Here is an 11,820-nt window from a genome sequence, read left to right as displayed (position 1 = left end):
CGCGTCACCGGCCCACCCGACCGTCGATCCGCTCGCGCAGCAGATCGGCGTGCCCGTTGTGCCGGGCGTACTCCCCGATCGCGTGCACCAGCAGCTCCCGCAGCGAGACCATCCGGTCACCCCGGTGACCCCTGACCTCCAGGTTCGGCGCCTCCGCCACTAACCGCTCGGCGAACGTCACCTCACGGCGCCACGCCGTCCACGCCTGCGCGACCAGCGCCGGATCGGCGACGGCGCCAGTGAAGGGCTCGTCCACGTCACCTGTCGGCCAGATCCGCGACACGTCCTTCCCGGCCATGACGCGGCGGAACCAGTGCCGCTCACGCTCGGCGGCATGACGGAGCAACCCGAGCAACGACAGCGTCGACGGTGGCACCGACCGCCGGGCGAGTTGCTCCGCGTCGAGCCCGGCGCACTTCAGTTCCAGCGTGCAACGGTGGTACCTCAACTCGCCGGCCAGGACGCTCCGCTCGTCCGCCCCCGGAGGGTCGATGCGGGGATCCTCGTCCGGCGCGACGAACATGTCCTCCCAGCCGAACCGGCGTGGACCGGCCCCTGCATCGGGGCTCGTATCAGGCATGGCTGGACGATGCCGGAAACAGCGTGGACAGGCAAACGCCGCTCACCTGCGATCTCAGGACGCATCGGTCGCGATGCCGGGATCAGCGCCAGGATCCCCGGCCCGCTGGAGCTGCTCCTCGAACATCACGAAGGTCCGCCGCCGGATGCCCCGGATGAGTGCCTGCTCGCGCGTCGTCGGGTAGCGACGTTCCTCTCGGATGGTGTCCTCAAGCCCTCGAACGGTTTCGTAGAGCGCGAAGACGGGTCCCTCACCGCGAAGGTAGCGGCCCCGCCCTTGCTCAGTGAGCTGAACGAACTCATCACGTGAAATCTCGTTGATCTCATCGCCACCCAGAAAGAGCACCTTGTCGATGAGCTTGCTGGCCTCCCGCCAGCCGCCGGACTCCCTGGATAGCCTCCAAGCAGCGACGGCACCTTCGGCCGTTCCGACAAGTTTCACCGGCGACTCGTAATAGTTGAAGAACTTCGGCAGGTTCAGGCCCCTCAGTGGCCTCATTGCGGTGGCACCTTCCCCAGATTTCCCTGCACCGTGCGCCAGTAGGTGTCTTGCGCTCGCCGGAGCAGACCGTCACGGATGGCCCGTTCATCATCGGTCAGCAGCCTGCCGTCGCTGTCTGCCAGTGCCTCCAAGTCGCGGCGAACTTCGTACAGTCCATGCTCCCATCCCGCGACATCGTCGAGTGCGGCCAGGTGCAGGCGGAGCTCTGCCACGTGGCCGTTCGACATTCGTAGGTTCAGGAGGATGTCCCGGTAGCCGCTGGGCTGTGGGGCAAGGAACCGGTCCTTGATATTGACGATGACCACCTGCTGATCGTCCGCGAGACGTTCGAGTGCTCGGTAGACGTCGTCGAGCGTGTCGAACTGAACCTTGGCCCCAGCCAGGTCTTTGAGCTGCGACACAGCGCCCTCGTACTCCACCAGCTTGTCGAACACGCGTTCTCTGCTCTTCGGCTCCGTTCGCCAGCCAGGTGTGCCACGCTCATCAGCCAATGCCACCGCAAGTCGATTCAGCTCATGCTGCGCGATCGCCGCGTCGGCGTAGAGTTTCTCTAGGTACGCCAGCCGATAGGCCTCGTCATCGCGTCGTCCTTCATCGAATCCAGCCTGCGGCGTCGGCTGTCCACGAGCTGCGACCAGTTCAGTGACTCGCCGCTGCGCCTCAGTGACGGGTGTGGGTTGGGGAGTCAGCTTCTCTTGCGCAATCACCACTTCGACACCGTGGTTGGCGATGTCGTCCAAGACGTCACCGAGGACGTCGATGGCCTGTTGATGGCTGGCGAGATGGTGCAGGGTCACCGGCCTGGCGGTCAGCGAGTTGGCGAGTTCCGGCGTCGCCAGGATCATCCGCACCAGGTCGGGACGCTCCGCGAGCTGCCGCACCAACGTCTCGGCGAGCAGCTCCTCCCGCCGCGGCGGGGCCTCCCAGCTCTGGTCCAGCATCCGCTGCACGCGGACGTCGGTGAACAGCCGTTTCAGGTCACCGGCCGCGGCCTCGTCGAGCCCTGGCACGAGCCGCCGCAACGTCGACCCGTCGGCGTGCTGCGCCAACTCGACCGGGGTCACCCCGGCGGCGTAGGCGTCAGCCAGGCTGACGCTGGCCGCCAGCGCGTCGCGCACGTAGAGCCCGGCGGCGATGCGGTCCGCGTGGGCCGCACGGTGCGTGTCGCGTATCCGGACGGGCGTCGGCTCGGCCTCGGGCGCGCCGCCCGGGAACGGGGTGCCCGGCGGGCGGTGCAAGGTGGTGGACTCGCCGAGCAGGTGGACGCGGTTGAAGTCGGGCGTTCCCCCGTGGTCTTGCGGCAGCGGGTCGGGCGGCCGTGGCGGCGCCGGACGGTGCCGTGGCTCGGGCAGCACGGTGAAGTCGCCGGGCGGCCGGCCGGCGAGCGGCATCGGCCGGCCGTCCGGGCCGAGGACCAGGGCGTCCACCCCCACCACGTTCCCCTCGAACGGGACGCCGCTGTGCCGGTAGAGCGGCTGCCCCGCCACCATCCCGCTCTGTGGGTCGAGGTAGAGCACCGTGCCGTTCTGGTTGAGCGCGACCCAGGCGTGCGAGCCGCCGCCCTCGAAACTGGTGATGAGGAAGGCGTAGCTGCCGTGACCGCCCGACGCCAGTTGCGCGTGCAGGTCGCGGTAGCCGCGCTCGACCAGCCGCCGCCGGGCCCCGCCGGTCACCCCGGCGCGGTCGGGCCCGCACAGGTTCTGGAACCGGCCGCCCGTCGTCTCTTCGACCCGCAGCGGGCCGTCGATCTCGCCGCCGACCGGTCGGCGCACGTCGCCCGCGAGATAACCGTCGAAGGTACGCGGCGCGGCGACCCGTGGCCGACCGTGCACCCAGGTCTCGAAGAGGGACAGCGTGCAGTCGAGGCAGTTGATGCCCCGGGTGGCGTCGGCGGCCGGGCCACCGTCGTTGGCCAGCCGGAACCAGTCGCCGCGCCGGGGGTCGGCGGTTCGGATCACGCTGCCGTCCGGGTTGCGGGGCATCTGTCGTTCGAGGTCGGTCTGGTGCAGCGCGAGCGGGGGCCGGAGTCCTCCGCGCCGGCCGTAGGGGCGGGACCGGTCGACCGGCGGCGGGTGACCGTGGCCGGTGAGCGCGGAGTGGTCGGCCGTCTCCACCGCGCCGAGCGCCAGGTCCGCCACGTCGTCGTTGATCCGGTAGAAGTCGAGGTCGTCCTCGACCATCACCCGTTCCGGCAGGCGCTTGCCGGCACGTATCGCGTCCGCCTCGTCGACCGCCCGGTAATGCAGGCGTTCCCGCAGCCGTCCCTCGCGCACGTGCTGGTCGGCGAGCTGGTGCTGCCCGGCCTGGCGCAGCTCGTAGCCTCGCGCGAGGAGCCAGCGCGCTGCCTCGTAGTGCTGATCGGCAAGGTCGCGGAGCTCCTTGACCTGCGCCTGCCGCCGATTCTCCTCGTGCAGCGTCCGCTGGGATTGCAGGTGGCCCTGGTAACGCCGCCGGTCCAGGGCCTCCCGGTCGGCCGCCAGTCGCGCGGCCCGCTGCTGGAAGGTCTCGCGGTGCGGGGGCCGGCGCTGTGGCGGACCGGGAATCGGGGACGAGGGACCGGCGGAGGGATGCGGTGGGGCCAACGAGTCCAGTAGCGGGAAGCGAGGGTTCGGCACCGGCCGGGGATCAGGGCCGACGCCGGGTGCTCCCGGGTTCGGCGAAACCTGGGGATGAGGCGGCGGAGCTGGCGGCGCGGCGAGATGCCCGTCGAACCCACCGGCGGTGATCCGATCCGGTGACGGCGGCATCGCCGGGTACGGATGGTCGACGGGCGGCGAGAGTGTCGTCGGGGCCGCCGCCTGCACGGGTGTGGTGGGTGCCGGAGCATGGGTGTCGGTCACCGCCGGCGTCGGGCCCGGGCCGTGCCAAGCGTCGACGGCCCCCGGAAGAGCGGTGCCGGGGTTCGGCGTGTCGACGGCCACCGAGGACAGCATCGGAGTGGTGGTCGAGGTGGTTGTCACGACGGTGGAATCGACGTCTTCCAGGGCGGGCAGCGTCGGGGTGGACAGTTCCGGCGTCGGGTGTGCCACGCCCACCGGGTCGAGGCGCGGAGCCGCCGTCACGGCATCGGCCAGTGGGGTCGAAGGAAGCGGGCCAGCAACCGGCCGGGAGTGCACGACCGGCTCACCACTCTGCGCGGACGGCGGCCCGCCGGACTGCTGGTCCGGAACGAAACCGGCCGGACCGGGCCCGGATGACCCCTCCGGGCCGACCGGCGGCAGGTCCAGGCCGACCGGCGGGGCCGTGAGGGCGCCCAGCTTCCCGTCGAGCCGGTGGTGCAGCGCCGCCTCGGTCTGCCCGGTGGCGGAACCGCTCACGCCGGACGCCGCGGCGCGAGCCAGGTCTTCCAGTGACGGGCCCTGACCGGCGGCCAGCCCGGCCGCGGTCTCGGCGAGGCTCTCGCCGGCCATCTCGCGCCCGAAGCGCTCCCCGACCTGCGCGAACCGCCCGCTCGCATGCCGACCCAGTCCGGCCAGCGGCGCGACCGCGCCGCCGGCGAAGCCCCCGAGCCCCGACGCGCCCACGTCGGTCAGGTCGAGGCCGTTCCGGCGGCCGGTGGAGTTCTGGTACGCCTGGGTGGCCAGGCTGGTGCCCGCCTCCTGCCCGGCCTCCGCCAGGCCGGCGAGCACGGCCTTGCGAGCGAGACCCCGGGCACCGCTCTTGACGGCCTCCTTCGCGGCCCGTTCGCCGGCCTCCTTCAGGCCTTCCTTGACCGCTTTGCGGGCCAACTGGGCCACCAGCCGCTTGAAGATCTGTTGCACGGCGATCCGGGTGGCGGTGATCGCGGCGCCGGCCGCCGGTGACGCCGCACCGAGCGTGAGCACGGTGACCACCGCAAGGGACAGCAGTTCGACGACCAGGATGCCCAGCTCGATCCAGGCTTCCAGCTTCGCGCCCTCGATGTCGCAGCCGCAGGAGTCGACGAGCCGCCCCAACTCGTCGGTGGCCGCCACGAGGGCGTGCAGCGGCGCGTCCTCGCCCCCCGCCACCTTGTCCCAGGCGGTGTCGAACGCGTGCGCCACCAGGCCGACGCCGCCGTATCCGCTCTTCACCTCGCCGGCGGCGGTGGTCGCCTCGTCGCGCGGGCCGGCCAGGACGCCGGCGACGGAGTACCACTGGTCGGCCAGGTCCCAGACGGCGCGCTCGTTGCCCTCCGGCCATTCCACGCCGACCACCCAGTCGAGCGCCTCGTAGATCCAGCCGGGCACGTCCCAGGGGCAGTAGTCGAGCGGGTGCGGGATCGGGCTGGGCAACATGCTCACGCGCGGATCCTCCGGTGGTCAGCGCCAGGGCCGATGCGGGTTGTGCCGTTGGTGCGGGATCTTCCCGAGGTCACGGGCGTTGCTCAGATCGGTCTCCACGGTCGCGGTGACCGAGCGGACCACGTCCGACCCGAGCCCTTCGAGCGAGCGTCCGAGCAATTCCCACGCCCGCAGCAGCGTCTCGGCGTAGCCCTGGTAGTGCTTGTCGAACGCGGCGCCGATGTCGTCGCGCCCCCACGGTCGTCGGCCACCCGCCGCGGCGATCGGATCGCCGGTCTCGCGCCGGGCCGCCGTGACGGCCTTGCCGGTCGCGGCCAGGTCGCCGCCCCCGCGCCGGGCGCGGTCCGCGTCCAGCCAGATCCCTTCCCCGGCCACGGTCACTCGCCGCGCGACGCCACGGCGTCGGCCCGGCCGAGCAGCGCGCCGAAGTCATGGGTACGCAGGAACTCGACCGACGACGAGCCGGGCGGCAGATAGCCGGAGACCAGTTCACGGGTGGCGCCGGACGCGGCGGCGGAGGCACGCAGCACGGTTTCGGTGATCTTCCGGCTCAGCGCCTGGGCATCCCGATCGTGGAACACGGCGGGACTCACCTCGACGGTGATCAGCTCGCCGCGCGCCCCGACCACGACGGTGATCTGGCCGTCGTCGGAGCGTTCGGTCACCCGCAACTCGGCCAGCCTGGTCTGGAGCTCGTCCAGGCCGGACCGCAGTCGTTGGTACTGGCCGTACACCTCGTCGAACCTCGCACGCAGCGCACGGTTCGCATCCCGATCGGCACTCTCGGCCACCACCGCTCCCCTTCCGTCACCGTGGGTAGGGCCGACCATACCGGGTGCCACGGAATCCGTGGGGTCCGGTAATTTCAGGTGGTGATCGAGCGACAGCAGGCCGAGCAGATCGCCTCCGTCTGGGCCCGGCGGGACTCCGACCGTCTCGGTTTCCCCTGCACGCCGGTGGTCGAGGAGTTCGACCTGGGTTACGTGGTGCTGTCCACCGTGTCCACCGAGGCGCGGGCCCTGCCCGGCGACCTGCCGACCACGGTCATCGACAAGGAGACCGGCGAGGTCTCCACCTGGCCCCGGGTGCCGGCGTCGGCGGTCGAGCAGATGTACCGGCAACGCCGGCCGGCCGCGCCGCGCGCCCCCCGTACGGTCGACCCGGCCGGGCAGTTGCTCCGCGAGCTGACCCGGCTGCCCACGCCCGGCGCGGCGGCGCACCTCACCCTGGACGGCAGGCTGCACGTCGCGCAGGGCGCGAAGGGCGACGTCGAGCTGCACCACCATCCACTCGTCCGGTCCTATCTCGACGAGCTGCCCGCCGCTCACCTGGTGCGGGGCGGCGATCGGCACGCGGAGATGATCGTCGTCTCCGACGCGTTGCACGAGCACGACCACCGTCGCGCCGCCCAAGGGCTACCGCCGCTGACGCTCGACGAGGCACGCGAGCTGCTCGGCGCGGGGCGGATCGAGACCTTCCGGAGCCGCGAGCCGGGCGACCCGGCGGCCGGGGCGGCCGAGCTGCCCTGCGATTCGTGCGTCAGGTTCCTGGTGCGTTTCGCGGTCCTGCCCTGGTCCGATCTCGCCTTCGTCGAGGAGTGGCGTCCGGAGCCGCGCGAGCTCGTCCAGCCGGGCAGGTTTCCCGACGAGGTCGCTCATGCGCTGGCGGACGGTGGTTGGCAGCTCAGCATGTTCAACGAGGCCCTCGCGATGGGCGCGATCGCCGAGACCACCGAGGTGGCGGGCCACCATCACCGACATGAGGTCTTCCCGGCCGCCGAGGCGGCGCTCACCGCGTTCCCGGCCGTCCTGAGCCGACGCCGAGGGCCGGGGGAACAGGTGTGGATCAGTCGGTTCACGACGAATCCGCTTCGTGCCGCGCACACCGCCGACACCCTCGCGGACTTCGGCGCGGTCCTCGGTGTCCGCCTCTTCCCGTTGGGCAGCGAACGTCAGGAGAGCATCCTCGCGGTCGACGAGCACGGCCGGGTCTTCGCGCTCGACCAGGCCGGCGAGTGGTTCCTCGGCGCCGACGTCGATGCCGCTCTCACCACGCTGCTGCTCGGCCGTGCCGCCCCCCGGGTCCGCGATGACGGCACCTGGTGACCGCCTACAACGCCACCCCGGTGAGCACCAGGACGCGCGGCTCGGTGTAGTCGTCCATCGCGCTGCGCAGCCCCTCCCGCCCGACGCCCGAGCCTTTCACCCCGCCGTACGGCATCTGGTCGGCCCGGTACGACGGCACGTCGCCGACGATCACGCCGCCGACCTCCACCGTCCGGGCGGCGGCGAACGCCACGTCCAGCCGGTGGGTGAAGACGCCGGCCTGCAACCCGTACGCGGAGTCGTTGACCGCGGCGAACGCGGCCTGGTCGTCCGGGACCGGGGCGACCACGAGCACCGGCCCGAACACCTCCTCGGCGCAGACCTTCGCGTCGGCCGGCACGCCGCTGAGCACGGTCGGCGGGTAGGTCGCGCCGTCGCGCCGGCCGCCCACCTCGATGGTGGCCCCGGCGGCGACCGCCTCGTCCACCCACGCCTCCACCCGCTGCGCCGCCTCGACGGACACCAGCGGCCCGACGTCGGTCAGCTCGGAGCGGGGGTCGCCGGTGCGCAGTTCCTCGACGGCGGTGACGAGCCGGGGCAGAAAGCCGTCGTGGAGCCGTTCGTGCACGTAGACCCGCTGCACCGCGATGCACGACTGCCCGGCCTGGTAGTTCGAGAACGTGGCGATGCGGTGCGCGGCGAACGTCAGGTCCTCGTCGGCCGACCAGTCGGCGCAGATCACCACCGCCGCGTTGCCGCCCAACTCCAGCGTGACGTGCTTGTCCGGGGCGGCGCGGCGGATGGCCGCGCCGACCGGGCCGGAGCCGGTGAACGAGACCACCGGCAGGCGCGGGTCGGCGACCAGTTCGGCGGCGCGTTCGTTGGGCAGCGGCAGCACCGAGAAGATGCCGTCGGGCAGGTCGGTCTCGGCGAGGATCTCGCCGAGCAGCAGCGCGGTGAGCGGGGTGGCCGGGGCCGGTTTGACCACGATCGGGGCACCGACGGCGAGCGCCGGGGCGACCTTGTGGGCGACCAGGTTGAGCGGGAAGTTGAACGGGGTGATGCCGAGCACCGGCCCGCGCGGCACGCGCCGGACCAGCGCGATCCGGCCGGTGGCGGCCGGGTCGGTGTCGAGGCGTTGCAGCTCGCCGGAGAAGCGGCGGGCCTCCTCGGCGGCCCAGCGGAACGTGGAGATCGCGCGGCCCACCTCGGCCTTCGCCCACTTGACCGGCTTGCCGTTCTCGGCGGTGATCAGCGCGGCGACCTCGTCGGCCCGTTCGGCGAGCCGCCGGGACACGTGGTCCAGGGCGGCCGCGCGGACGTGCGCGGGCAGGGCCGCGGCCTCCGCGGCCACCCGGGCGGCGCCCGCGACGGCGGCTTCGACCTGGTCGGCCGTGGCGAGCGTGGTACGCCCCACCGCCCGCCCGTCGTACGGATGGGTGACGGTCAGCTCTGCCTCGCCGTGGGCGGGGCGGCCGGCGACGTAGAAGGCTCTCGGCTCCACGTCCGGCAGCGTAGACCAGGAACGCTCGCGCGGAAACAGTTGCCCAAACCCTTGTCTGCCTCGAATTCAGTAGCCAAGATGGCAGTCAGATTGCGAGAACCTCCGCTGACCTTCCTTCCGGCCACCCTCTCGGAGACTTGAGATGAGCGACCAGCAGCAGCTGCGCAACTTCGTCAACGGCGAGTACGTCGACCCGGTGGACGGCGGCTACGCCGATCTGGTCGACCCGTGCACCGGCGAGGTGTTCGCGCGCGCCCCGGTGTCCGGGCCGGCGGACGTGGACGCGGCGATGCGGGCCGCCTCCACCGCGTTCGAGGGCTGGCGGGACGCCACCCCGGCGGAGCGGCAGCGGGCGATGCTGAAGTTCGCCGACGCGGTGGAGGCCCGGGCCGCCGACCTGGTCGACGCGGAGGTGCGCAACACCGGCAAGCCCCGGCAGCTCACCACCGACGAGGAGCTGCCGCCGGCCGTGGACGAGCTGCGGTTCTTCGCCGGCGCGGCGCGCCTGTTGGAGGGGCGTTCGGCGGGTGAGTACCTGGCCGGCCACACGTCGTACGTGCGGCGCGAGCCGATCGGCGTCTGCGCGCAGGTGACGCCCTGGAACTACCCGCTGATGATGGCGGTCTGGAAGATCGCCCCGGCCCTCGCGGCCGGCAACGCGGTGGTGCTGAAGCCGTCGGACACCACGCCGGTGTCGACGCTGCTGCTGGCCGAGATCGCCGCCGAGCACCTGCCGCCGGGTGTGTTCAACGTGGTCTGCGGCGACCGGGACACCGGTCGTACGCTGGTCTCCCACCCGACCCCGCAGCTCGTGTCGATCACCGGCTCGACCCGGGCGGGCATGGAGGTCGCCGCCGCGGCGGCGCCGGACCTGAAGCGGACCCACCTGGAGCTGGGCGGCAAGGCCCCGGTGGTGATCTTCGACGACGCGGACGTGGCGGCGGCGGCCGAGGCGATCGCGGTGGGCGGCTACTTCAACGCCGGCCAGGACTGCACCGCCGCGACCCGGGTGCTGACCGGCCCGGGCATCCACGACGACTTCGTGGCCGCGCTCACCGAGCAGGCCCGCAACACCCGCACCGGCGGGCCGGACGACGCGGACGTGCTCTACGGCCCGCTGAACAACGCCAACCAGCTCGCCCGGGTCAGCGGCTTCGTGGACCGCCTGCCGGATCACGCGGACGTCACCACCGGCGGCAGCCGGGTCGGCGAGCAGGGCTTCTTCTACGCCCCGACCGTGGTCTCCGGCGTCCGGCAGGCCGACGAGATCATCCAGGACGAGGTGTTCGGGCCGGTGATCACCGTGCAGCGGTTCTCCGACGAGGACGAGGCGGTGCGCTGGGCCAACGGCGTCGAGTACGGCCTGTCCGCCTCGGTCTGGACCCGCGACCACGGTCGGGCCATGCGGATGACCCGCCGGCTGGACTTCGGCTGCGTCTGGGTGAACACGCACATCCCGTTCGTGTCGGAGATGCCGCACGGCGGCTTCAAGCACTCCGGTCACGGCAAGGACCTGTCGGTCTACAGCCTGGAGGACTACACCCGGATCAAGCACGTCATGCACCACATCGAGGGCTGACCCCATGGCATCCAGCGAGGAACTGCGCAAGCGCCGCACGTCGGCGGTGGCCCGGGGCGTGGGCAGCGTCGTCGACGCGTACGTGGACAGGGCGGGCGGCGGCACGCTCACCGACGTGGACGGGCGGGAGTGGATCGACTTCGCGGCCGGCATCGCGGTCACCAACGTGGGCAACTCCGCCCCGAAGGTGGTCGAGGCGGTCCGCGCCCAGGTCGAGCGGTTCACCCACACCTGTTTCATGGTCGCGCCGTACGAGTCGTACGTGGCGGTGTGCGAGCAGCTCAACGCGGTGACGCCGGGCGGCTTCGAGAAGCGGTCGGCGCTGTTCAACTCCGGCGCCGAGGCGGTGGAGAACGCGGTGAAGATCGCCCGCCACGCGACCGGGCGGCCGGCGGTGGTGGTGTTCGACCACGCCTACCACGGTCGGACCAACCTGACCATGGCGTTGACCGCGAAGAACATGCCGTACAAGCACCGGTTCGGGCCGTTCGCCGGGGAGATCTACCGGGTGCCGATGTCGTACCCGCTGCGCGACGGCGGGCTCGACGGGGCGACCGCGGCGGCCCGGTCGATCGAGATGATCGAGAAGCAGGTGGGCGCGGAGAACGTGGCCGCGCTGCTGATCGAGCCGATCCAGGGCGAGGGCGGCTTCGTCGTACCCGCAGCGGGGTTCCTGCCGGCGTTGCGCGAGTGGGCGACGGCGGCCGGGGTGGTCTTCGTCGCCGACGAGATCCAGACCGGTTTCTGCCGCACCGGTGACTGGTTCGCCTGTCAGCACGAGGGCGTCGAGCCGGACCTGGTCACGCTCGCCAAGGGCATGGCCGGCGGGCTGCCGCTGGCGGCGGTGACCGGGCGGGCGGAGCTGATGGACGCGGTGCACGTCGGTGGTCTCGGCGGCACGTACGGCGGCAACCCGGTCGCCTGCGCCGCCGCGCTCGCGGCGATGGAGACGATGCGGGAGCTGGACCTGTCGGCCGCCGCGCGCCGGATCGGCGCGGTGATGGGCGAGCGGCTGCACGCGATCGCCGCCCGTGACCCGCGGGTCGCCGAGGTACGCGGCCGGGGCGCGATGCTCGCCATGGAGATCGTGCAGCCGGGCGGGACCACCCCCGATCCGGTGGCCACGGCGGCGCTGTCGGCGGCCTGCCACGCGGCCGGGCTGCTCACCCTGACCTGCGGCACCTACGGCAACGTGTTGCGTTTCCTGCCCCCGCTGGTGATCGCCGACAGCGAGTTGGGCCGGGGCCTCGACATTCTCGATGCCGCGTTCGGCTGACCCCGGCCGCCCCTGATCGTGGAGCACCACGGGCCTGATCCCCCCAGGTCCCGCCCGTGGTGTTCCACTCCCC

At 72.3% G+C, this 11,820-nt stretch carries 9 protein-coding genes; 3 read left to right on the top strand and 6 right to left on the bottom strand.

Annotated features, from left to right (window positions below):
• Positions 1–4 precede the first annotated feature (4 nt).
• From OG767_RS06090 to OG767_RS06070, 5 genes are all read right to left on the bottom strand, one after another.
• Positions 5–580, bottom strand: coding sequence for a DinB family protein (locus OG767_RS06090; protein ID WP_405092528.1), 576 nt, complete (start codon positions 578–580; stop codon positions 5–7).
• 54 nt (positions 581–634) lie between these two features.
• The gene (locus OG767_RS06085) at positions 635–1,078 is read right to left on the bottom strand and encodes a hypothetical protein (protein ID WP_405092527.1); all 444 of its coding nucleotides are present in this window, start codon (positions 1,076–1,078) and stop codon (positions 635–637) included.
• Positions 1,075–5,103, bottom strand: a complete 4,029-nt coding sequence (locus OG767_RS06080; protein WP_405092526.1) for a toxin glutamine deamidase domain-containing protein — start codon at positions 5,101–5,103, stop codon at positions 1,075–1,077. The genes OG767_RS06085 and OG767_RS06080 overlap by 4 nt, the downstream gene beginning before the upstream one ends.
• Positions 5,104–5,361: 258 nt before the next feature.
• On the bottom strand, positions 5,362–5,718 hold the full coding sequence (locus OG767_RS06075) for a hypothetical protein (RefSeq protein ID WP_405092525.1): 357 nt from the start codon (positions 5,716–5,718) through the stop codon (positions 5,362–5,364).
• Between the two features lie 2 nt (positions 5,719–5,720).
• Positions 5,721–6,134, bottom strand: a complete 414-nt coding sequence (locus OG767_RS06070) for a YbaB/EbfC family nucleoid-associated protein (protein WP_405092524.1) — start codon at positions 6,132–6,134, stop codon at positions 5,721–5,723.
• Between the two features lie 81 nt (positions 6,135–6,215).
• Here OG767_RS06070 and OG767_RS06065 point away from each other — a divergent pair, with 81 nt between their 5' ends.
• Positions 6,216–7,448 carry an SUKH-3 domain-containing protein gene (locus OG767_RS06065; RefSeq protein WP_405092523.1) on the top strand — a complete coding sequence of 411 codons (1,233 nt, stop codon included), beginning with the start codon at positions 6,216–6,218 and terminating at the stop codon, positions 7,446–7,448.
• Positions 7,449–7,452: 4 nt separating this feature from the next.
• Here the strand turns inward: OG767_RS06065 and OG767_RS06060 are convergent, their stop codons facing one another.
• A complete protein-coding gene (locus OG767_RS06060) occupies positions 7,453–8,892 on the bottom strand; it encodes an aldehyde dehydrogenase family protein (protein WP_405092522.1) in 1,440 nt (479 codons plus the stop codon).
• A gap of 142 nt (positions 8,893–9,034) precedes the next feature.
• Between OG767_RS06060 and OG767_RS06055 the strand changes: the two genes are divergently transcribed.
• Complete coding sequence (locus tag OG767_RS06055; RefSeq protein WP_405092521.1) at positions 9,035–10,471, top strand: gamma-aminobutyraldehyde dehydrogenase; 1,437 nt, start codon at positions 9,035–9,037, stop codon at positions 10,469–10,471.
• A 4-nt stretch (positions 10,472–10,475) separates the two neighbouring features.
• The gene (gene gabT / locus OG767_RS06050; RefSeq protein ID WP_405092520.1) at positions 10,476–11,747 is read left to right on the top strand and encodes a 4-aminobutyrate--2-oxoglutarate transaminase; all 1,272 of its coding nucleotides are present in this window, start codon (positions 10,476–10,478) and stop codon (positions 11,745–11,747) included.
• The last annotated feature ends 73 nt before the right edge of the window (positions 11,748–11,820 follow it).

It is taken from the genome of Micromonospora sp. NBC_01392, assembly GCF_045040125.1.
Lineage (GTDB): Bacteria > Actinomycetota > Actinomycetes > Mycobacteriales > Micromonosporaceae > Micromonospora.
The sequence above is the reverse complement of the archived record's forward strand: the minus strand, read 5'-3'. Positions and strand labels throughout refer to the sequence as shown.

What these genes read in the sequence shown, in the direction of transcription:
- gabT (WP_405092520.1), top strand. Translation starts at nt 10,476, where the DNA reads ATGGCATCCAGCGAGGAACTGCGCAAGCGCCGCACGTCGGCGGTGGCC.
- OG767_RS06085 (WP_405092527.1), bottom strand. Translation starts at nt 1,078, where the DNA reads ATGAGGCCACTGAGGGGCCTGAACCTGCCGAAGTTCTTCAACTATTAC.
- OG767_RS06055 (WP_405092521.1), top strand. Translation starts at nt 9,035, where the DNA reads ATGAGCGACCAGCAGCAGCTGCGCAACTTCGTCAACGGCGAGTACGTC.
- OG767_RS06090 (WP_405092528.1), bottom strand. Translation starts at nt 580, where the DNA reads ATGCCTGATACGAGCCCCGATGCAGGGGCCGGTCCACGCCGGTTCGGC.